A 23,657-nucleotide genomic window follows, 5' to 3' on the forward strand; every position below is an offset into this window, starting at 1 on the left:
TAGTGAGGGATAGAATGAAAAAATGTAGAGAAAATGTAGCGCCATTTGCAGAATATCAACAGCTCATGCAACTAAATCCATTTGATGCAATTATTTGTTTGAGACAAGTTGATAACACAGTGTTTGAGGTCGTTGAATTTAATGAAAAGCTATCTTCAATGATTGAGCTGGAGGATATAACAGCCAAAAACGCTGAGAACTTTTTTACTAAGCAATGCTGGCTGCAATTGTCGGGATTTCTAATTGAGGAAATCAATAAACAGCATACTCTAAAATTAGGTAACGGTCTTCAAGAGAAAACATTTGTGCTTCATGTTCAGCACTTTTCTGAATCAATCGTTGCCATTATTCTTCGAGCGATAACATTTGAAGAAAATCCCTATTTACAGTTCATTGAACAACATATAAGTCCAGTGTTAACGACAGATTTACAAGGTCGAATAATTCATCAAAATATTGCTGCTACTGCTACACTATCGAGAGAGCAGCACAGTCTAATTGGACTAGATATTTTTTCATTACTAGAAAGTAAATACCTCAATGAATTTAAATTATTATTTACCAAAACAATCGAAGGTTCAGCGTTTGGCATGCCTAAATGCTTATTGAAAGGTGATTTACTAAGTAAAGAGCCCTTTTATTTAAGAACGCATCCAACCTATTATAATGGTGAAGTTGTGGGTGTTCACCTATTTGTTAAAGATGCGAATTCATTTATGAATGATCATGAAGCATTCTATTACCTAGCACTAATGGATGAATTAACAGGTATTTGGAATCGAAAAGCTTTTAAGGAGCATTGGCTACAGCATTTAAATGATAAAAAGCAAGAGCATAAGCAAGCCGCTCTTATTTTAGTTGATATTGACCGTTTTAAAAAGTTTAATGAATCCCTTGGCGAGAGCAAGGGAGATGATTTGATGCGTATGTTTAGTCATAGGTTACGGGAGCTTTGCTACTCAAAGTGTTCGCTGTATCGATATAATAGTGACGAGTTTATTTTTGTGCTCAAAGATGCAACCATCCAAAAAATTGAACGAACTGCAAACTTGATTATGGACGTATTAAAACAGCCATTTATGATAGATGGACAGGAATATTTTATAAGTGTATCGATTGGGATTTCACTTAGCCCAGCAGATGGTAAAGATATCGAGACACTTGTACGGAAAGCAGATAAAGCTTTATTTTCTGTTAAAGAACATGGTCGTTCACATTACCGCTACTACCGTGAAGATATGACGGCTATTTTTCCAAACGAAGCATTGATGGAGGCACATTTACGTCGTGCAATTGAATTTAATGAGCTAAGTCTCCATTTACAACCGCAAATGGATTTAGCAAATAATAGCATCAATAGCTTTGAAGCATTATTACGATGGAATAACCGTAAATTTGGTTTTGTATCACCAGCACAATTTATTCCTATTGCAGAAGCCTCAGGGTTGATTATTGAAATTGGTGATTGGATTATTGATGAGGTATGTCGTTACCAAAAAGAATGGCAATCGAAGGGATATCGTCCTGTACGGATTGCAGTCAATATATCTCCAAAACAGTTTAGAAAAGAAAATTTTGCCCGAAAAATTAAAACAGCTTTAAAGAAATATGGTGTACCACCTGAATTATTAGAAGTAGAAATTACCGAAAGTTCTATGACAAATGTTCATGAAACATTTTCGATTCTTACAGAACTGAAGCAATTAGGTGTTTATGTGTCTGTGGATGACTTTGGGACAGGCTATTCCTCATTAAGTTATCTCAAGCGTTATCCGATTGATATTATTAAAATTGATCAGTCATTTATTGCAGATATAGCAAAGGATGACAAAAATGAAGCCATTATAAAAGCCATTATTTCGATGTCTCATAATTTAGGATTAGAGGTCATTGCTGAGGGAATTGAAGAACCAATACAAGTCGATTTTCTCAAACGCCATCGTTGTCAAAAAGGGCAAGGCTATTTGTATAATAAACCATTACCAGTAGAAACGATTGTACAACAATATTTTGTAAGCTAGAAAACGGGTAGCACTTTCATCATAAAATAGATGAAGTGCTACTTTTTTATTTGCCGTTTTTAAGACCGTTTAAGACAATTGCTGTAAATTGCGCCATCTCAGAGGCTAGGTCAAAGTCTTCACTATGTATCAACCAATCATAGACATTGGCACGCATACAGCGCTGAATAAGTGTTTGTATGGTAGCAGCAGAAACATCTTGTCTAAATTCCCCTTGTTGAATTCCTTCCTCGATATATGTATTCATTATCTGAAAAATCTTACGTTGTGGATTGATTAAATAATGATCCTGTTTTACTTGGTTTGTCATAGCAGCCGTATACACTGTACGTAATAAATCCTTCCCCACAATATTTGTTAAATATTTCATTTGCTCTTGATATACTAAAAGAATTTTTTCACTTGCTGGTAATGAGGGATCAATATTTTTTTCAACTGTACTATAAAAATTATCAAGCTCCTTAAATTTTTCTAAAATAACATCATATTTAGATGGGAAATGTGTATAAAATGTACCCTTTGAAACATTACATGCCTTCGTAATTTGTTCAACAGAAACATGTTCATAACCATGCTTGTTAAATAAATCTAAAGAAGCTTTTAATAATTTTTCACGTGTTTCTAATGCCTTTTTCTGTCTGCTTGTGAGTGTTTCCATCGGTAGCTAATACCTCCTGTTTAAAATATTGTAAAATATCTTTTGTGAAAAATATTCTGAAAATATTAAATTTTTAATTGACGAGATGGATTTTGATTGATTATGATTTAAATGACCGAAGTCAATGACTGTGGTCAATGAGGTTATCTCGTTATTAATGTTACTTTAAAAAATGAAAGTTGGCTAGTATATCATCAAGTTTTCCGTTGTATTTTCAAGGAATGGGGAGGTCACAATGAAGGTAAAATTAGGTTTTATTGGCTTAGGGAATATGGGTTTACCGATGGCTATTAACTTATTAAGAGCAGATTATCAGGTGTATGGTTTCGATACGAATGTGAAAGCAATGGATCAATTCGCAGCAGCAGGTGGTTTCGGCCTTGAGACAGCTATGGATATTGCGAAACAATGTGATGTTATTATGACAAGCTTACCTACCCCTCAGGTTGTAGAATTGGTTTATCAGTCAGAGCAAGGAATTTTACAACATGCAAAGAAAGGATGCCTACTGATTGATTTTAGTACTGTTAATCCCGAATTAAATGATACGTTACATACAGAAGCTATAGCTTTGGGATTACGTTATTTGGGAGCTCCTGTCAGTGGGGGTGTCATTGGGGCTATCAATGCGACATTAACTATTATGGTTGGTGGTGACACAGAAGATTATAAAAGTTCCAGTGAAATATTCGGAATAATCGGTAAAAATATTTATCATTTGGGTACATCTTCAAGTATAGGGACGCGAATTAAATTACTCAATAACTTAATGATTGGCTTTTACACAGAGGCAGTCGCTGAAACGATTGTACTTGGTGAAAAAATGGGTATTCAGGCAGACACGCTCTATGAAGTATTAAGTAATAGTTATGGGCAAAGCCGTATTTATGAACGTAATTATTTGGAATATATGAAAAATGATAATTATGAGCCGGGCTTTTCGACAAATCTACTATTAAAAGATTTGAAGTTAGCTAAGGAAATGGCTGATGAAGCAGGCGTATCGCTGCGAATCGGCGAAAAGTTAGTGGATCTTTATAGTGAAATTGCTCAGCAGGGCTATGGAGAAAAAGATATGTCTGCAGCTTATTTAAGCTTAAAAGAAAAATGTAAACTAGAACAATTTTAAGAGGAGGAAATGGATATGACAACAGCACAAGATGTTAAAACATTAACACATTTTATTGGTGGCAAATTGGTTGAAGGAAAAAGTGGACGATTCGGTTCGGTATTTAATCCAACAACAGGTGAAGTCATTGCTAAGGTACCCCTTGCAACAGTAGAGGAAACACAAGATGCAATCGAGCAAGCTCAAGCAGCATTTCCAGCTTGGCGTGATACGTCAGTGGCTAAGCGTGCAGAAATTGTACTAAAGTTCCGTAACCTTATCACTGAAAATATGGAAGAGCTATTACAAATCATTTGTACTGAAAGCGGTAAAACGATTGAAGATGCCAAAGGTGAAATTACACGAGGACTTGAATCTGTTGACTTAGCCATTGGTGCGCCACACTTAATGAAAGGAGAATACTCTGTAAATGTTGGAGGTCAAATAAATGCTTATTCTGCAAAGTATCCATTAGGGGTTGTGGCAGCAATTTCTCCATTTAACTTCCCCATCATGGTGCCTCTAGCACAAACGAGTATGGCCATTGCTGTAGGAAATGCGGTTATTTTAAAAGCATCCGAGCGTGTGCCAATGACTGCATTGTATGTTAGTGAGCTTTGGAAGAAGGCGGGATTGCCTGATGGTATTTGGACAGTAATCAATGGTGATAAAGATGCTGTCAATGAACTTTTAGAAAACCCTGCTGTGCAAGCGATTTCATTCGTTGGATCAACACCAGTTGCGAAGTATATTTATGAAACTGGGTCAAAATATGGAAAGCGTGTTACTGCACTTGGTGGGGGTAAAAATAATATGGTTGTAATGCCTGATGCGGATCTTGAACAGGTAGCTAATGCCTTTATTGGAGCAGCGTATGGGGCAGCCTCACAACGCTGTATGGCGATATCTACCATTATGCCTGTAGGAAAGGATACTGCAGATCGTCTAGTGGAGATTCTGAAGGATAAAATCGCTAATCTGAAGGTTGGCCCTTATACAAATCCTGATTCAGATTTTGGCCCTGTTATTTCTCAACAATCGAAAGAAGCAATTCTTACTGCAATTGATGGAGGGGAAGCCGAAGGAGCTTCAGTAATTTGTGACGGACGAGAGCTTGACATTGTCAAAGAGTCTAAAGGGTTTTATGTAGGACCTACATTATTAGATCATGTAAAACCAGGAATGGAAGTTTACGAGCAAGAAATATTTGGTCCAGCTCGCAATGTTGTTCGTGTAGATTCCTTAGAGGAAGCTATTACACTTATAAATAAGCATGAGCTAGGCAATGGTGTCACAATCTTTACGAATGATGGATTAGCAGCTCGAAAATTTACAACAGAAATTGATGTTGGCATGGTTGGTGTCAATGTACCAATTCCAATTCCTGTTGGCTACCATAACTTCGCAGGCTTTAAAGGCTCTCGTTTTGGTGAGGGGCATATGTTTGGCCCAGATCAAGCACGATTCTTTACAAAAACTAAGACAATTTCAGAGCGTTGGATGGCTGGTAATGCCTCCCCAGCATCCACATTTGCATTCCCAAGCAATAACGACTAATAAAACCTAGAGCTGTAGAGCTATACAGCTCTTTTTCTAAAAAAGGGGATGGGGTGGGGTGTAAATGTTAGAGTATATTGGTCTTTTTGGTAGTTTAGCATTATTAGTTTATTTAACAATGAAGGGTGTAAATCTACTTATTTCAGCACCGTTAACGGCGCTGTTAGCAGCTTTAACAAACGGTCTTGCATTTTTTCCTCAAACAGCTGATAAAGATCAGCCCAACTTTCTAACGAGCTATATGGATGGGTTCACAGGATTTGTTGGTTCTTGGTACTTAATGTTCATGGCGGGCGCCATTTTCGGTAAAGTCATGGAGGACACAGGCGCTGCAGATAGTGTCTCTAAATGGATTGTAGAAAAAATAGGGGTGAAATATGCCACATATGCTGTAGTCTTAGCTGCAGCAGTACTCACATATGGTGGTGTTTCAGTTTTTATCGTAGCCTTTTCTGTTTATCCAATGGCTATTAGTTTATTTAAACAAGCAAACTTTCCACGACGTTTTATTCCTGCTGCACTGGGCCTAGGTTCTGTCACATTTACGATGACATCAGCAGGCTCACCTGAGATTCAAAATTGGATACCGATTCCATATCTTGGTACAACTCCATATGCTGGTTGGCAAGTTAGTATTGTCGTGGCTATTTTTATGGCCGTTGGTGGCTCGCTTTGGCTGAATTGGATGATTAAACGCGCTGTAAACAATGGGGAGATTTTCATTGAGCGCTCCACTGATCCAGTAGCTGATAAAACACGTAAGCTACCGAGTCCCCTTTTGAGTCTCGTACCATTATTAGTTGTTTTAGTCATTTCTTATATTTTCCATAATTCACTTGGAACCTCTGCTTTAATTGTAGCCTTAACTAGTGGCTGTATCGTGGCTTATTTAGTGAGTTACAAATATGCAAAGTCAGTTGGCGCAACATTAGCAGCAGGTGCGATGGGTGCTATTATTGCCATTGCAAATACGGCGGCTGTTGTCGGCTTTGGTGGGGTAGTAAAAGCAACACCATCCTTTGTTGCAACTGTTGATGTAATGACCAATATCCCTGGCAGTCCGCTGATTGGAGGAGCCTTAGCTATTGCGGTTATTGCTGGTTTAACAGGTTCAGCATCAGGGGGACAAACAATTGCAATGCCCTTACTAGCACCGCATTATATCGAGATGGGTGTAGATACAGAGGCATTGCATCGGACAATCGCTATAGCATCTGGTTCCCTAGATTCATTGCCACACGGAGGATATGTTGTGACAACCATCAATTCAGTATGTAATGAAAAGCATAAGGATGCATATATGCCATTTGGAGCTTTGACGGTTATTATCCCTATCATAGGTACAATACTTGCAATCATATTATTCTCATTAGGGATGTAGGAGGGATGAAGTATGCAAGGGAAAACGGTTTTTATTACAGGGGCAGCTCGTGGTATTGGTCTTGCCATAGCACAAGCATTTGCTGAGCAAGGGGCTAATGTTGTGATAACAGATAAAAATGAACAGCTTCTAGAGGAAGCCGTCGCACAATACCCCTCTTTAACTTCCTATATATGTGATGTGACAGAAGAACAAGCCATAAGAGAAGCCATCGATTTTACGATTAATAAATTCTCAACATTAGATATTTTAATCAATAATGCAGGATTTCAACATGTGTCGCTTATTGAGGATTTTAAGACAGAAATTTTTGAGTCAATGCAAAAAGTGATGGTCGTTGCTCCCTTTGTAGCAATGAAGTATGCGTTACCACATATGAAGAAAAATCAATTTGGTCGTATTATCAATATGGCCTCCATCAATGGCGTCATTGGGTTTGCTGGGAAGGCAGGCTATAATGCAGCAAAGCATGGTGTGATTGGGCTTACTAAGGTAACGGCACTAGAGGTGGCGACAGATGGAATTACGGTAAATGCTATTTGTCCAGGGTATGTTGACACGGAATTAGTACGTAATCAGTTTATGGATTTAGCACAGACACGGGGTATTCAAGTGGAGGAAGTACTTGAACAAGTGTTATATCCACTTGTACCGCAAAAACGTTTACTTGATGTCTCGGAAATTACAGGACTTGCATTATATTTAGCAAGTGATATAGCAAAGGGGTTAACCGGTCAGGCCATTCTATTAGATGGTGGCTATACAGCTCAGTAGCTTAGGAGGGAAAATATGATTCAAACAAAAACCATTTTTACTGTTCATTCACCAGGGACGATTGTATATGGTCGTGATTCATTTGAAGAAGTAGGAGAGTATGCGAAAAAACTAGGTTCTAAGGCATTAATTATTAGTGATCCAATGATGGAGAGTTTAGGATTTGTGAATAAATGCCATACACTATTAAAGACCCAAGGGATAGAAGTCGTTTCATATATAGGGGTGATAACTGAGCCGGACGATACGTATGTAGCAGAGGGATTACAGCTTTTGCAGAAGGAAAACTGTGATGTCATTATATCTGTTGGTGGGGGTAGCTGTATTGATACGGCGAAGGCGATTGCAGTAGTGGCTACAAATGGCGGCTACATAGGAGATTATATGAAAATGGCAAAAGTTGCAGCTGTTGCACCAATTCCACACATTGCAATACCAACAACAGCAGGTACAGGCTCTGAAGCCACAGATGCAACTGTTATTACCAATACAAAAAGTGATGTAAAAATGATGATTAAGCAACCAGCTTTTATGCCAACTATGGCGGTTGTTGATCCTATTTTAACCATTACTTCACCTCCAGCAATTACCGCAGCAACAGGAATAGATGCATTGAGCCATGCCATTGAGAGCTATTTATCGCGTTTAGCTCATCCTTATTCGAATGTGCTCGCCTTATCTGCTATGGAATTAATTGTGAATAACATCATAAAGGTTTTTGAACATGGAGATGATGTTGATGCTAGGGAAGCGATGTCATTGGGTTCGATGCAGGCAGGGCTGTCATTTTCAAATGCTTCTGTTGCCCTCGTACATGGAATGTCGCGTCCCATTGGTGCACTTTTTCACGTACCACATGGCATCTCCAATGCGATGCTTTTACCAGCTGTACTAGACTATTCAAAAGATGCTTGTATAGATCGATTGGCAGATTTGGGACAATTTTTTAATAAAACAAAAGAATGTCTATCACAAGAGGAGCTTGCTCAGCTTGCTATTACGTCCATTAAAGACATGTGTAAGTATATGAAAATTGGAAATTTAAAACAGTGGGGAATAGAGGAGCAAGCTTATTATCAGGCCATTCCTAAAATGGCTGAGGATGCACTTGCAAGTGGAAGCCCTGACAACAATCCGAAGATACCAACTTTAGAAGAGTTAATGGAGCTATATAAAATTGCCTATACGTATGAGTTTTAATTATATTGGAGAGCTATTCATTCGGATGAATGGCTCTTTTATATTTTTTTAGAAAATAAACTCGCATTCTATAGAATTAATATGACATATTCGAGAATATATAGTAAACTTTTAGTGAATCATCATTCATTTTTAACGAAGGGGGAAATGGAATGTTGCAAAGGAAGACGATTATTATTACGGGTGGATCAAGTGGCATGGGGCTGTATATGGCAAAGCAGTTCGTGACTGAGGGAGCTAATGTTGTCATAACAGGTCGTAATGAAGAACGATTAGCAGAGGCAAAGAAATTTATAGCTGAGGCTGGTCCCTCTATTGAGACATTCCAAATGGATGTACGTGTACCTGAGCATGCTGAGGCTATGCTCGCATTTGCTATTGAAAAATTTGGTCAAGTGGATGGGCTTGTGAATAATGCAGCAGGTAATTTTATTGTACGTGCAGAGGATTTATCACCGAATGGCTGGAAGGCTGTCGTAGATATTGTATTAAATGGTACATTCTACTGTTCTTCAGTAGTAGGCAAGTATTGGATTGAACATAAGATCAATGGGTCTATATTAAATATGGTAGCGACGTATGCTTGGAATGCAGGAGCAGGTGTGATCCATTCTGCTGCAGCAAAAGCAGGGGTACTATCATTGACGAGAACGCTAGCTGTTGAGTGGGGGAAACAGTATGGGATTCGGGTTAATGCTATTGCACCGGGTCCAATCGAGCGTACTGGTGGAGCCGATAAGCTTTGGGAATCAGAAGCAGCGGCAGCTCGTACACTAGATTCTGTTCCACTAGGCCGAATAGGAACACCAGAAGAAATTGCTGATTTAGCTACATTTATGATGTCTAACAAAGCAAGTTATATGAATGGCGAATGTGTAACTTTGGATGGTGGGCAGTGGCTCAATCAATATCCATTCTAAAAAAGTTTGCATAACGAATAGCTGGGTTGACGCATACTAAGGGTAAAGAAAGGAGTTTTGCCGATGGGTATGTGGTTAATACCAGCTCTAATTGCTATGATAATTATTTGTGTAATTTCCTTTGTATACACGTTGAAAATTGCAAAGATGACTTCTGAACGGAAGTCTGAAAAGGATACTCCGATTTCAGAAACGGTTGAAGAGTATGCAACGATTTTGAACCCAATTGTTTGGGTCTATGCAATTTTTTTGCTTTTTTTAGGGATCATGATTTTTTACTACTGGAGTAAGGCTGGCTATTAGTTAAGAACCATCTTCATTCGGTCACGAAAAACTTGACTGGATGAAGATATTCTAAGTTTTTGCTGTAAAGGCTAAAATAATTCATTGTTCATGAAAAACTCTTCTCGGCCTGGTCATGGTCATACATAGAAAAGTTGTGATATGATGAAAGGGAAGGACTGTTCTACACAGTGAGGACAGAAAAGGAGAAGAAGTTCATGATTTCAACTAACAGCAAAGACTTATTAGCAATGCCAATTAGTGATTTTATCATTTCCTCTGAAAAAGTTGCGCATGTACAAAGTGGAAATAGTGCGGAACATGCACTCCTTGTACTAACACGTACAGGGTACTCGTCCATACCTGTATTAGATTTGAAATATCGACTTCAAGGTTTACTTAGCATGAAAATGATTACCGAATCGATTCTTGGACTTGAGCATATTGAATATGAAAAGCTACCTGATATTAAGGTTGACTCTATTATGGAAAAAGAGATCGCTGTATTGAAGCTGACGGATACTTTCCAGCGTGCTTTGGATTTAGTTATTAACCACGCCTTTTTATGTGTAGTGGACGAAGATGGTACATTCGCAGGGATATTAACAAGACGTGTTATTTTAAAGCAATTGAAAAAATATATTTATCAAAAAGAGTAGTAGCTTAAGAGGGAACTCAGATGAAAATCATGAGGCCCTCTTTGCTTGTATTGGAGGTTTACAGATTGATGGCAACAGAGGCAGAAATTTTAAAAATCTTAGCTGAAGAACGCAATATGCGGAAAGCAGCAGAGCGTCTATTTTTATCCCAACCAGCTCTTTCACAACGATTACAAACAATTGAGAAAGACTGGGGTGCCCAATTATTTATTCGTTCACAAAAAGGTTTAACAGCAACACCTGCTGGTGAACAAGTTATTGCTTATGCAAAGGAAATGCTAGCCAAAAAGGAAGAAATATTTGAAACGATTCAATCCTTAACGACAAAGGTAAATGGGACATTGAAAATTGCCTGTGCATCCATTGTTGGTCAGAACTGGCTACCAAAAATTTTGAAGGATTTTGTGTCAAAATATCCAGAGGCTAAAATATCACTGATGACGGGCTGGAGTTCTGAAATTGTGAAAGCTCTTTATGAGGGCGAGGCACATGTAGGTATTGTACGAGGCCAAGTTGACTGGAAAGGAGAAAAGATCCACCTTTTCAGAGATACTCTTTATTTGGTGGACAAAGAGGTTAAAACAATTGAAGATGTGTTAAAGACAGACCGTCCATTTATTCAATATAAGAGTGATTCCAACTATTATCAAGAAATTCAACAATGGTGGCAGCAGCATTTTGCTTCAAATCCAAGAAAACAAATTTTAGTGGATCAAATTGAAATTTGTAAGCAAATGGCTTTAAATGGTATCGGTTATGCGATCTTACCTTCTATTACGTTAAATGACCACGATGCCATTCATAAAATCCCTCTATCAAATGATGAAAAAGAGTTTGGTCTTACACGCGATACTTGGCTAATTGGTTATGAATCCTCTTTTGAATTAAGACAAGTAGAGGCGTTTGTTGAAGTAGTGCAGGATCATGCACGGTGTTTGTTTGATTATACTAAATAGAATATCAGGCAGCTCTAGGGTGTTTTGGAGTTGCCTTTTTGCATTGTAGAATTCTTAAGAGTTTATGAATATTAATGAAGATAACATAAGAAATGGAACAAAATGCAATATAAATCGTATAATTATGTAACCATCTATTTACATAAAAAGGGGTTGAGCTTTTGAAAAAGACAAAATGGACGGCACTGACCTTACTAGTCATGCTTGTAATGAGCTTTATCTTGCCTACAACTCAGGCGAGTGCTGCTGCTACGCTAGAGGTGAAAGCAACAGCTGGTGTTTCTGGTAAAGCGAAATATCAATCAGTAGTACCACTCCAAGTTACAGTGAAAAATAATGGAGCTGACTTCTCAGGAGATATGGCGATTAATTCATCAAATTCTTATGAGGCAGCTTCAGCACTTGTCGTTCCAATTGATATAGCAGCAGGAGAGGAAAAGACATTTTCTTTCTATCTTGATGGTTTAGCTGACTATAGTTATTCGGACACAGATTTATTTGCCTTTTATGAGGGAAACATTGAAAAAGGAAAAAAGATTGCCTATAAGGGAACTAAACGTCTGCAATCAAATTTTTTAGACCCCTCATCAACATTCATTTATACATTAACAGATAAAAGTGATCGACTTTCAGCACTATTACGTTTATCAACATTTGTAGCTCAAAGTAATGTGGAAGTATTTAATATCAATCAATTAAAAGATTATACACTTCCAGAAGACTCGCAGGGACTTGCGATGGCCAATGTCATTGTTGTAGATGAAGTGGCTATTGCTGATTTAACACAGAAACAACAAGAAGCATTACTAAAATGGGTACAGGATGGTGGTACCTTGCTTCTAGGGGCTGCTGACCAAATCAATGCTACAGCAGGGATTTTTAAAGAGTATTTACCTTTGTCATTATCACATGAAATGACTGCGATTTCTGCAGAAGCTTTAACTAAATTGTCAGGAGGCGGCATTTTTACACAGCCGATTTCAGTTTACGCAGCTACTAGTAGTGAAGGAAGTTTACCTGTACTAACAGAAAATAATGCAGTGTTAGCAGCAAAGAAAAAAGTGGGTAGCGGGGAAGTGATTCAAACAACTTTCTCTTTAGGTGATCAACCACTTGCTTCTATGGACGGCTACGGAGCACTTTTAGCCAAAGTGATGAATATTCAAAGTATTTCCCAGCAAGGAATGATGAGACAGGGACAATCTCCTCTCGATCAAATATCTTATGAACTTCGTACCATTAATGAACTATTTCCATCTTTCGAAGTATCAGTAAGCTATATGCTTATTGTCATTATTCTTTATATTTTAATAATCGGGCCAATTCTTTATTTTGTCTTGAAAAAAGCGGACAAGCGTGAGCATGCATGGTGGATAATACCTTCTATCTCTGTTGTTCTTTCCATTGTTCTTTTTATTGTCGGAGCGAAGGATCGTATTGTTCAGCCACAAGTTCAGCAATCTGCATTCTATAAAGTAAATGAAGACAATAGTGTAAATGGCTATTATGTAGAATCCATTTTAACGAATCGCAGTGGGGATTTTGTGGTCAATGCTGACCAAAATACAACTGCCGTTGCATTAAGAAATTATAATAACTTCACAGGCACGATGGGACCATTACATGAATCTTCTTATGTAAAAGAAAATGCTAGCGGTTCAACACTAACATTACGTGATTTAAGCTACTGGTCTGTGCAATCCTTTGGTGGAAAAACATCAGCACAAAATATCGGAAAGATGGATATAGATATAACACTGAAAAATGAACATCTAACAGGAACAGTTAAAAATAATTTCCCGTTCGCATTAAAAGATGTCACATTAATCTCTGGTGTGAAAGAAGTAAAACTAGGTGATATTGAAGCAAACGGAACATTACAGGTAAATAAGGAACTGAAAACAACAGTTCTTCAAAAACCATCTATTTTCAATAATTATAATTATAGTTACCCATCGAAAAAGGATGAGGTAAACCCAATGCGGATTGAGCGAATGAAAACTTTAGCATTGCCGCTTATCGAAAAGGATAACCAGCCAATACTTACAGCTTGGACAGATCAAGCTGTGGTAGGTGTTGAATTAGAAACAAGTGCCAATATGTCACCAATTACGATGCTTGTTCAACCATTTAAAGGAAAAGTTGAACTAACAGGACCATTTACAATGAAGCGTAATAACTTCTCGTATTCAGTAGAGCCACTATCAGCTAATGGATATTATGAAAAGATCGAGGAAGAATTGAATAAATGGTACCTATCTGAAGGATTGTACGAAGTAACGATGACTATGCCAGATCAATTTATGGATGCCGTTGAATCACTCAATGAGCTGACAATTTCTAATAAGGATGTCTCACGTATGCAGCTATCCATTTGGAATAATGAAACGAATATATATGAGCCTTTAGTCGATACAAAGCAAGTGTTTACAGACAAGGTTTCAACATACTTTAATCAAGATGGAGAGCTTCGAATTGAAATCAAATATGGTCCCGACCCATCAGGAGAACAAACGAAGTTACCAGACATAGAGCTGAAAGGAGTGGCAAAATAATGATTGAAATTCGTGATTTAACGAAACGATATGGCTCCTTTACAGCATTAGATCATTTAAACTTATCTTTAGAAGAAGGCGTTGTATTTGGATTTGTTGGCGCAAATGGAGCAGGGAAATCAACGACATTCTCTATTTTAGCTACACTATTGTCACCGACTTCAGGAGATGCTCTGATAAATGGCAAAAGTGTTGTGAAGGAACCAAAAGAAGTTCGAAAGCAAATTGGTTATATGCCCGATTTCTTTGGTGTATATGATCAGTTAAAAGTAGACGAATATTTAGATTTTTATGGAGCGAGCTACGGTCTCCAATTAGCAGAGCGTCAAGTGTTAATTCCACAACTATTAGAACTAGTGAATTTAACAAGTAAACGCTATGAATATGTTGATTTATTATCACGTGGTATGAAGCAACGTTTATGTTTAGCTCGTGCACTTATCCATGATCCAAAGGTACTGATTCTAGATGAACCTGCATCAGGACTAGATCCACGTGCTCGTGTGGAAATGCGAGATATTTTACGGAACTTAAAGTCTATGGGAAAAACAATTTTAATTTCGTCGCATATTTTGCCTGAGCTTGCTGAGATGTGTGATGAAATCGGTGTTATTGATAATGGTAAATTAATTGCACATGGAAATGTAGCCGCGATTCAGGCCCAGCTACAAGGAGAAAAGCGTATTGTGTTGAAAGTGACAGATCAATTGGATGTAGTACGAGCGTTTTTAGAGGAAGATCCGCATATTTCATCAATTGATGTCATTGAAAATCGTTTAGAAATAGCCTTTAACTATCGAGGAACAAATGCTGAGCAGGTGGCATTGCTAAAAAAAGCTATGCTTACTGATTTACCAATCTATGCATTAAGTGAAGAAGAGAAGGATTTAGAGGATGTCTTTATGGCGATTACGAAGGGAGCGGACAATCAATGATGGAAAGATTTCACAATCCAGTACTTGTTAAAGAATTGAAGTTACGCTTCCGTTCTTTTAAAAGCTTTTCAGGTTTAATGTTTTATTTAGCGGTACTGTGTATTTTCATTGCAGGGTTTTTATTGCTTACAACTGAATTTACTGGCAGAGGCTTCTTTAAACCAGAGACAAGCTTTATGATGTTTGCTGTGCTAACCATCTTGCAAATGGCATTAGTTCTTTTCATTACACCAAGTTTGACTGCAGGTGCTATCAGTAGTGAGCGTGAAAAGCAAACATTAAATATTTTATTAACAACGACACAAAGTTCTACACAAATTGTTATTGGAAAATTACTATCCTCCGTAGCATTTCTAGTATTGATGCTGGTAGCGGGATTACCACTATACAGTCTAGTGTTTCTATTCGGTGGTGTGTCGCCTTCACAGCTTATTTCTATATTTTTATTTTATTTAGTCACTGTAGTAGCAATAGGTAGTATAGGTGTGATGTTTTCTACGATTACTAAGAGAACTATTGTTGCCATGATTGCCACATATGGCTCAATCATTTTCTTAGGAGGTATTACAGCATTCTTCTTCTTTTTAACAATGGCCTTTCATCAAATGGGTAATGCCATTGGAACAGGTACCTCCTTTATGACCTATTTCTGGGCATCTATTAATCCAGGTGCCTTGATGCTGACCCTTATTTCTCCAGAGATGGGAGATACGTTAGCAGAGCTTTCGGGTGTAGAACTACCTGTATGGATTACTTATTTAATTGCCTATGTATTCATCATTGTACTTTGTTTAACCATTGCGATTAAAAAATTACGTGCCAACATGAAAAGTAACCGATGAGGAGGAATTGGTATGGAGCGTCGTAAGCAATTACGAAAATATATTCAGCGTGCAAAATCGAGATTAACTCTTGAAAGAAGCATTCCCATTGCACAATACGGTTTGTTTTTGGCATTGCTTTCGAGTGCTTCTCTCGTACTTATTTCCCGACTATTTATCTGGCCATATTATCGCCAAATAGCATTAGGTGCCTTTATTACCGTTATTATTGCAACTATAGCTTATATTTGGTGGAAGCGGGTCAAAGAGAAAGAGGCATTGCATAAACTGGATCATTATTTCTCACATAATGAATTAGTGACAGCTTTATCATTTAAAGATGATCAGGATCCTCTTGTTCAATCATTATTATCGAAAGCGATGCAAAATGCTGAAAAAGCTTTCGCAGACTTTAAGGCTCGAAAGAAAAATCTATTTCGTCCAAAGGCGTTTATCGGATTGTTTATTACAACAGTTGTTCTAGCTATTCTTTATATGTTCCCAGCAGCTACGCAAATTGAAGCAATAGAGGTTGAAAAGGAGCAGGCAGTTATCGAAGATATGAAGAAGGAAATCGCTAAATTAGAGAAAAAGGCGGAAACAAAAGAAGTAAAGGAGCAATTGCAAGAACTTCAAAATACTTTAAAAGAGGCTGAAACAGCAGAAGAAGCTTTACGAGAAGTTGTCAAAAAGCAAAAGGAGTTAGCATTAAAGGAGCAGCAATTAAAGGATAAACAAACGGCTAGTCAAGATGGCACAACAGAAGGCAAAGGTTTAACGAAGGAAGAGGTTGAGCAGCTAAAAGAGCTTGCCCACATGCAGCAAGGGCTCACAGAAAATGCAAATGCCACACAAACTGCTATGAGTAAACTTGGTAAACCAGCAAGTAACTCCTTACAAAATGCAATTGCGAGTGCCAATAATGCAAGCAGTCACAATCAAAACAGTCAACAGTCATCTGGTAATTCCCAACCTAGTAATCAACAAGGCCAGTCTAGTCAAAATAATGCGCAAAGTGGTTCCCAACAGCAAAAGGGTAGTAGCCAGAGCAATGGTCAAGGCCAAGGTCAAGGACAGGGTCAAGGACAGGGTCAAGGACAGGGTCAAGGCCAAGGCCAAGGCCAAGGACAGGGTCAAGGTCAAGGACAGGGACAGGGACAGGGACAGGGACAGGGACAAGGACAAGGTCAAGGTGGTCAAGGAGCAGGAAGTGGCCAAGGCGGTCGGAATTTGTTAACGACACCGAATCGAATTGGTGGGGCAAGTGAGACATCAGTAGATGGTGGCAATTTAGGAGATGGTTCCCATGTATCTGAGCAACAAGGAAATGGTCCGATAACAAAAGGTTCTATTCGACCATATGAAGAAGTAATTGGCTCATATAAAGACAGCTATTTAGAGAGTTCAGAGCGTTTACAATTACCGAAGGATTTACAAAATGTCGTGCAATCTTATTTCACGTCAATTGAGTCGCAGTAGGAGGAAAAGAAATGGCCTTTACAGAGCAACAGTATGTAGATATGAGTACGAAATTACAACAAGTTAAAGAAGAAATTCATCGCTTCATTGTTGGACAGGAAGAAGCAATTGATTATACCCTGTATGCAGTATTAGCGGATGGTCATGCATTGTTAGAAGGTTTACCTGGCTTAGGAAAAACGATGTTAATTCGTACCATTTCAGAGGTACTGGATCTGTCGTTTTCACGTATTCAATTTACACCAGATCTTATGCCAGCAGATATAACAGGAACGAGCATGATTGAACGTACACCCGATGGGAAGCAGCAATTTACCTTTCAACCTGGGCCAATCTTTAGTCAAATGGTATTGGCTGATGAGATAAATCGCGCAACACCTAAAACCCAAAGTGCCTTGTTGGAAGCAATGGGTGAAAAAACGGTAACAATATTAGGGGATACAAAAAAAATGGCGAGACCATTTTTCGTGTTGGCAACTCAAAACCCTATTGAAATGGAAGGAACATACCCATTACCAGAAGCACAGATGGACCGTTTCCTTTGTAAAATTCTTGTACCCTATCCTGAAAAAAGCGAACTTATGGAAATTATGAAGCGAACGACAGGTGCCCAGGAAATTGGTTTACAGAAGCAGATGGATACGGATGCTCTCATTCAAGCTCAGCAAATGGTAAAGGAAGTGATGGTTGCTGATGAAATGCTAGAGTATGCAACTGATCTAGTGGTGGCTACGCATCCTGAAAGAACCGATGCGCTTGATGAGGTTAAACAATATGCTATGTATGGCAGTGGTCCACGTGGTTTGCAGAGCTTAATCAAATTGGCAAAGGCAAGAGCTTTAATGAATGGTCGTTTTCATGTTTCTGTAGCGGATATTAAATCTGTTGCTAAGCCTGTTTTACGTCATCGCATGCTGTTGAATTATGAAGGGGAGGCTTCAGGAAAAACAGCAGACGATGTGATTGATGTTATTTTAGAAAAAGTTCAGCAAGGTATTAGCAAGTGACAGCAAAATACTTATTGCCCCAAGACTGGTTAGCGAAAATCAGTCGCTTCCAAGTAGCGACGGCCTCCAAATTACGCGGACAACATAAGGGCTCGCACCGTTCTCAACGCTTCGGGGCATCCCTTGATTTCTCGGATTTTCGAGAATACCATTTAGGTGATGATGTACGCCAAGTGGATTGGAACGTCTTTGCTCGTACAGATAAATACTTTATTAAAAGGTTTTTAGATGAGCAAGAGATGCGTGTACATATTCTACTTGATGCTACCAAATCAATGGGGCAACATGCTAAGTGGTTATTTGCTCGTCAAATTGTGGCCTCCCTCGGTCTAATGGTATTAGGTCGAGATGATCGTCTATCCTTTTCTTTTGTCCAAGATGAAGTGAAGCCACCATTTCGACGGAAGGGTACCATGTATCGCCGAGCTTTTTTACAGCTAGTAACAGATATAGAGGAAGCTAATTACTCTAATCGTTTTGCCAAGGATGCACTTAAAGCTTTACCTAAAGATAGTACCGTATTATTCATTGTTACAGATGGATTAGAGCCAATTGAGGAATGGGAACAGCTATTAAAAAGGCTACCACGCTACGCTGGAGATGTTCGTATTTTGCAAATTGTAACGCAAGAAGAACTGTCACCAAATTATTCGGGTGATGTACGTCTCCTTGATCGTGAAACAGGTAATGATGTGAATGTGACGATGTCCTCTAAAGTACTGGAGTCCTACCATGCAAGACGCATACTACATGAAGAAGAATTTGAAGCCATTTGCCGTCGCTTTGGTGTTCAAAAATTACAATTGAAAGTCGAAGATGGATTGCAACATGCGATTTTCCAGCAATTATTAAAAGCACATTGGATTAGGTGAGGTGAGCCGTATTGGGCTTTAGTCAAATTATATTTAGCTGGACGGCCATCATCCCGGTCATTGTCCTACTTTATTATTTCTTTCGAAAAAAATATACAGAACAAACTGTTTCTTCGACACTTTTTTGGTCGGAGATTATGCAGGAAACTCGAGTATCGCCTTATTTAAAGCATTTACAAAAAAATGCCCTACTATATTTACAGCTGCTTGCTTTACTGCTACTTGTTTTGGCATTAATGAATCCTTATATAAAAAAATCAACCATTGTAGGTGCACAAACCATATTTATTGTAGATACTTCAGCCACAATGCTGGCAGGCAAAGAGCAATCAACCTTTGACGCTCATAAACAGGAAATGCTGAACTTGATGGATGAATTGAATGGTCGACCTGTCACATTAATTACAACTGGCGCTACACCAAAAGCTGTTTTACAGCAAGAAACCAACACGAGTGAAATAAAAAAAGCTATTCAAGATTTACAAGTAACCTATGAAACTGCTGAAATGAATAAGGCGCTGGATGTAGCACAGGCATTTGTGAGCGATACACCAACTTCTATCTATGTTTTTACAGATACACTTGATAAAAAGCAATTACCGATGGACAAGGATTCTGTGAAATGGCTAGTAAGAGGTGCTACAAAAGACTTAACAAATATCGCTATTACACGCTTTGCTGCTACGACAGATGGACAAGCTACGCTGGCACTTGTACAACTCCATAATGATACAAATACCGAGCAAAAGGTAACACTCGCATTGAATAATGCAGAGGGTGAGGAGCTAGTAGCAGAAAGTGTCGTTGTGCCTCCAAATGAAGCCATTACGAAAACATTTAAAGATTTGCCTTTAGCAAAATCCATGACAGCTATTATTGATGCAAAAGATGATTATGACATAGACAATCAACAAACAGTATTACTACAAACGACTACGTCAAAAATTATTGTTGATCAAGGCTTGCATCAACTGATACAAAAAGGTTTTCAAACAGTTAGTAGTGGCGTAAAAATCGTCCCTTCCTTGCAAGTAGCTGACAATCAAGATGCTACAATAATCACAAACCAATCAGCCTTATTGGAAAAGATGGACAACCCCCTCGTATTATTTGGTCGTGATGATGCAGAAAAAGTAGATGCGAATGGGACGGTAAGCACTAGAAGTGATGCATTATTTGCATTTAGTGAACTAAAGGATGTTTATGTTAGTGCTGTTTATCCTGGCTTTGCGGACTATGAAACGATTGCTTCTGTTGGAGAAGAGCCATTCATCCAACGCTCCCCTAAAGGAGATATCGTTGTTTTAGCGGATATTGCTGATACAGATTGGCCCTTACATCCATCATTCCCACTATTTTTATGGAGTACAGAACAGCAGCTAACAGAATCAGTTGGGTCACTTGGGATTTTTTCACCCAATGAACAACGTGCAGTTGCTTTAGCGCAAGGAGACTGGAATGTTTATTCGCAGGAAGACGAATTTCTTTCGTCTGTTACCAAGGGTATGCTAACTGCGCCCAAACAGCCAGGCATTTATATGGTACGCTCAAATAATGAGGAAAAACAATTGATTGTGCAATTGCAAGCCCAAGAACGTGTTATTGAACAAGGAACAAGCTTTACAATAGGTGATATCTCAGACAACGGAAAGGAAGAAGTTTCGATGACCTCTTTCGTGCCTTGGCTAATTGTGATTATTTTACTATTGCTTGTTTCAGAGTGGGAGGTGCAACGACGTCGTGGATTTACGAATTGATATGCCGTTAGTATTGTTGTTACTCCTTCCTTTATTTTTGTATTTTGGATGGACATACTTTCATGAGCGGCAGCGACTCAAAAGAAGTCATATTGTTGTACTTACTATTCGCATAGTGGCAGCAGGCTGTTTAGTTTTTGCACTCGCAGGTCCCTATCTATTATTACCAATAAAAGAAGAACAAATTGTTTATTTAGTAGATCGTTCTGCTTCTATGAATGGTACGGAAGATGAGATGGTTCAGTTTATACAGGAGAGCCTACAATCAAAAAAAGAACCACAACTTGCGGGCATTTATTCATTTTCCTCTACTTTACAAACAGAAGCTATTTTGTCTAAAACATTAAAGGAAGTACCAAAACTAACTGAAATCAAAGCTACCGATCAAACGAATATAGAACAAAGTTTACAGCTTGCTTCAGGGATTATAGATCCTAAAAAAGCAACTCGTCTTGTGCTATTAACAGATGGTAATGAGACAAAGGGAGATGCTTTAGAATTTGCTACGAAGTTGAAAGGTTCCAATATTAGTGTTGATATTAAGCCTTTTAGTCAACCAGTTGTCAATGATGTATCACTAAAAAGCTTTGTATCCCCTCAAGTGGCTTATGTTGGAGAGCAACAACAATTAGTGACAGACATACATGCAACCTCAGCAGGCCAAGGTGAGCTGTTATTATATGAAAATGATGAGCTTATTCATCGAGAGGCAGTTGAGCTGACAGAAGGCACGAATGTGTTTACCTATAAACATGCAGCAACAGCTGAAGGACTTGTAAAATATGAAGCCGTTGTTCAAGTTGGTCAGGATGCTATTTTTGAAAACAATAAGTTAACTAGTGTCACAATGGTTCAAAGTGAACCACATTTATTAATCGTTAATGGTTATGAAACAGCTTCACCCATCGCAGCAGCACTTGGTAGTCAATCCATTGCCTATGATGTTGTAGCGCCTAACAGTCTACCAAATGAACTATCCAGCTATTTGCAATATAATGCTATTATTTTCGACAATGTACCAGGTCATTTAGTGGGTGAAGCAAAAATGAGTGTTATTGAGCAAGCAGTCAAAAACTTTGGAGTTGGTTTTACAATGGTTGGTGGAGAAAATAGTTTTGGTCTAGGCGGCTACTTTAAAACACCGATCGAAACCTTATTGCCAGTGGAAATGGAAATTAAGGGCAAAGAGCAATTACCTTCCTTAGGATTAGTGATTGTACTTGACCGATCTGGCAGTATGCAAGGCTCGAAGCTTGAGCTTGCTAAGGAAGCAGCGGCACGTTCTGTTGAGATGTTGCGAGACGAGGATACATTAGGATTCATCGCCTTTGATGATCGTCCATGGGAGATTATAGAGACAGGGCCTCTTAGCAGTAAAGAAGAGGCTGTGGATACTATTTTATCAGTAACACCTGGTGGGGGAACAGAAATCTATAGTTCATTAGCTAAAGCCTACGAGAACCTTGCTGATTTAAAGCTCCAACGTAAGCATATTATTCTCTTAACAGATGGGCAGTCACAGGCAGGGAACTATGAGGATTTAATTACTGAAGGAAAAGAAGATGGTATAACCTTATCGACAGTAGCGATTGGACAAGATGCCGATGCGAACTTATTAGAAGCGCTTAGTGACATGGGCAGTGGACGTTTCTATGATGTCATAGATGAGCAAACCATTCCTTCTATTTTATCTCGTGAAACTGCTATGATTTCCCGCACCTATATTGAGGACAATCCATTTTACCCTGCAATTTATAATGCAGCAGGATGGAACGTACTGTTTGCTAATGGTGTCCCACAAATGAATGCATACATTGGGACAACGGCAAAACAGGGGGCTACTGTCGTAGCAGAAAGCGAAAAGGAAGATCCTGTGTTAGCGCAGTGGCAATATGGTCTTGGTAAAACATTTGCCTTTACATCTGATTCAACGGGTAAATGGACAGGAGATTGGGCAAGATGGAAAAATTGGGGAGTATTTTGGCAAACACTTATTTCTCAAATGCTACCAAGCTACAATGATGTAGCCTATGATGTAAGATTGGAAGCAGATGGTTCCTTTATGATTACAGACCCTACAAATGAAGCTGCATTTTTAGACATTGTTGCAGTAAATGAAGCAGGGGAGGAGCTAGAAACACAACTTGAAACCATTTCCGCATCCCAAGTTCGAGCTGTAGTACAAGCTGAACCTGGATTAATTTTCTTCCGTGTAGCAGATGAAAAGCAGGCCATCTATCAGGCAGGGCTAAGTGTTCCTTATAGTGCTGAATACGAACTACTCCCTGTAAATAACCAACTGATAGAAGAGTTAACTCAGCGAACAGGAGGCACTGTTTTAAAGGAACCACAAGATGTCTTCCGTGACTTTACGACAAAAGGAGCAGATCGGCAAAATATTGCCACATGGCTACTCTTAGCGAGTATGCTTCTTTTCTTTATTGATATTACCATAAGACGTTTTGGTTGGAATTTCCTAACGAATACGAAGAAAAAAGAGCCGCTGGTTGAGGAAAAAACTCTACAGGCAGAAGACACAAATGTAGCACATTTGTTAAAAGGCATGAAAAAACGATCTTAAAATAGAGGAAGCAGCAGTGCAAACTTAATAGTTTTGCACTGCTTTTTTATATTGTTTGAATAGAGAGTTGTCCCCTTTGTTAGAGCGGGTAAGATGATCTAAAAAGTGGGCTCTTTGCTCATAAGGAGAGAAAG

Annotated in this window: 19 protein-coding genes; 18 read left to right on the top strand and 1 reads right to left on the bottom strand. The window is 38.6% G+C overall.

Annotated features, from left to right (window positions below; translation table 11 throughout):
- Window positions 1–14 precede the first annotated feature (14 nt).
- Window positions 15–2,021 carry a GGDEF and EAL domain-containing protein gene (locus PSR12_RS04035; RefSeq protein WP_257521225.1) on the top strand — a complete coding sequence of 669 codons (2,007 nt, stop codon included), beginning with the start codon at window positions 15–17 and terminating at the stop codon, window positions 2,019–2,021.
- Window positions 2,022–2,067: 46 nt separating this feature from the next.
- Here the strand turns inward: PSR12_RS04035 and PSR12_RS04040 are convergent, their stop codons facing one another.
- A complete protein-coding gene (locus PSR12_RS04040; protein ID WP_221679583.1) occupies window positions 2,068–2,679 on the bottom strand; it encodes a TetR/AcrR family transcriptional regulator in 612 nt (203 codons plus the stop codon).
- Between the two features lie 235 nt (window positions 2,680–2,914).
- Here PSR12_RS04040 and PSR12_RS04045 point away from each other — a divergent pair, with 235 nt between their 5' ends.
- The 17 genes from PSR12_RS04045 (at window position 2,915) to PSR12_RS04125 (ending at window position 23,523) form a co-directional block, all read left to right on the top strand.
- The gene (locus tag PSR12_RS04045; RefSeq protein ID WP_274771741.1) at window positions 2,915–3,808 is read left to right on the top strand and encodes an NAD(P)-dependent oxidoreductase; all 894 of its coding nucleotides are present in this window, start codon (window positions 2,915–2,917) and stop codon (window positions 3,806–3,808) included.
- Between the two features lie 15 nt (window positions 3,809–3,823).
- Window positions 3,824–5,344 carry a CoA-acylating methylmalonate-semialdehyde dehydrogenase gene (locus PSR12_RS04050; protein ID WP_221679587.1) on the top strand — a complete coding sequence of 507 codons (1,521 nt, stop codon included), beginning with the start codon at window positions 3,824–3,826 and terminating at the stop codon, window positions 5,342–5,344.
- Window positions 5,345–5,408: 64 nt separating this feature from the next.
- The gene (locus PSR12_RS04055) at window positions 5,409–6,725 is read left to right on the top strand and encodes a GntP family permease (protein WP_221679589.1); all 1,317 of its coding nucleotides are present in this window, start codon (window positions 5,409–5,411) and stop codon (window positions 6,723–6,725) included.
- A 12-nt stretch (window positions 6,726–6,737) separates the two neighbouring features.
- Window positions 6,738–7,499 carry a 3-hydroxybutyrate dehydrogenase gene (locus PSR12_RS04060; RefSeq protein ID WP_221679590.1) on the top strand — a complete coding sequence of 254 codons (762 nt, stop codon included), beginning with the start codon at window positions 6,738–6,740 and terminating at the stop codon, window positions 7,497–7,499.
- A gap of 15 nt (window positions 7,500–7,514) precedes the next feature.
- Complete coding sequence (locus PSR12_RS04065; RefSeq protein ID WP_221679591.1) at window positions 7,515–8,699, top strand: iron-containing alcohol dehydrogenase; 1,185 nt, start codon at window positions 7,515–7,517, stop codon at window positions 8,697–8,699.
- A gap of 152 nt (window positions 8,700–8,851) precedes the next feature.
- Entirely contained in the window at window positions 8,852–9,619 is a 768-nt protein-coding gene (fadH, locus tag PSR12_RS04070; RefSeq protein WP_221679592.1) for a 2,4-dienoyl-CoA reductase, read from the top strand.
- A 63-nt stretch (window positions 9,620–9,682) separates the two neighbouring features.
- Entirely contained in the window at window positions 9,683–9,922 is a 240-nt protein-coding gene (locus PSR12_RS04075; protein ID WP_257521232.1) for a short-chain dehydrogenase, read from the top strand.
- Between the two features lie 197 nt (window positions 9,923–10,119).
- Window positions 10,120–10,560 (top strand): cyclic-di-AMP-binding protein CbpB, encoded by a 441-nt coding sequence (cbpB, locus tag PSR12_RS04080; protein ID WP_004224640.1) that lies wholly within the window; start codon window positions 10,120–10,122, stop codon window positions 10,558–10,560.
- A gap of 68 nt (window positions 10,561–10,628) precedes the next feature.
- Window positions 10,629–11,516 carry a transcriptional regulator CcpC gene (locus PSR12_RS04085; RefSeq protein ID WP_221679822.1) on the top strand — a complete coding sequence of 296 codons (888 nt, stop codon included), beginning with the start codon at window positions 10,629–10,631 and terminating at the stop codon, window positions 11,514–11,516.
- Window positions 11,517–11,677: 161 nt separating this feature from the next.
- On the top strand, window positions 11,678–14,071 hold the full coding sequence (locus PSR12_RS04090) for a DUF7408 domain-containing protein (protein ID WP_257521233.1): 2,394 nt from the start codon (window positions 11,678–11,680) through the stop codon (window positions 14,069–14,071).
- Window positions 14,071–15,006 (top strand): ABC transporter ATP-binding protein, encoded by a 936-nt coding sequence (locus tag PSR12_RS04095; RefSeq protein ID WP_221679597.1) that lies wholly within the window; start codon window positions 14,071–14,073, stop codon window positions 15,004–15,006. The genes PSR12_RS04090 and PSR12_RS04095 overlap by 1 nt, the downstream gene beginning before the upstream one ends.
- Entirely contained in the window at window positions 15,003–15,848 is an 846-nt protein-coding gene (locus PSR12_RS04100; protein WP_221679598.1) for an ABC transporter permease, read from the top strand. The genes PSR12_RS04095 and PSR12_RS04100 overlap by 4 nt, the downstream gene beginning before the upstream one ends.
- Window positions 15,849–15,860: 12 nt before the next feature.
- Window positions 15,861–17,306 carry a hypothetical protein gene (locus tag PSR12_RS04105; protein ID WP_257521234.1) on the top strand — a complete coding sequence of 482 codons (1,446 nt, stop codon included), beginning with the start codon at window positions 15,861–15,863 and terminating at the stop codon, window positions 17,304–17,306.
- Between the two features lie 11 nt (window positions 17,307–17,317).
- A complete protein-coding gene (locus tag PSR12_RS04110) occupies window positions 17,318–18,313 on the top strand; it encodes an AAA family ATPase (RefSeq protein WP_048391973.1) in 996 nt (331 codons plus the stop codon).
- The gene (locus PSR12_RS04115; RefSeq protein WP_221679601.1) at window positions 18,310–19,185 is read left to right on the top strand and encodes a DUF58 domain-containing protein; all 876 of its coding nucleotides are present in this window, start codon (window positions 18,310–18,312) and stop codon (window positions 19,183–19,185) included. Before PSR12_RS04110 ends, PSR12_RS04115 begins: the two co-directional genes overlap by 4 nt.
- A gap of 11 nt (window positions 19,186–19,196) precedes the next feature.
- Window positions 19,197–20,942 (top strand): vWA domain-containing protein, encoded by a 1,746-nt coding sequence (locus tag PSR12_RS04120; RefSeq protein WP_257521235.1) that lies wholly within the window; start codon window positions 19,197–19,199, stop codon window positions 20,940–20,942.
- A complete protein-coding gene (locus tag PSR12_RS04125) occupies window positions 20,926–23,523 on the top strand; it encodes a VWA domain-containing protein (protein ID WP_274771747.1) in 2,598 nt (865 codons plus the stop codon). Before PSR12_RS04120 ends, PSR12_RS04125 begins: the two co-directional genes overlap by 17 nt.
- Window positions 23,524–23,657 lie beyond the last annotated feature (134 nt).

The sequence above is a fragment of the Lysinibacillus sp. G01H genome (assembly GCF_028872195.1).
Classification (GTDB): domain Bacteria; phylum Bacillota; class Bacilli; order Bacillales_A; family Planococcaceae; genus Lysinibacillus; species Lysinibacillus capsici.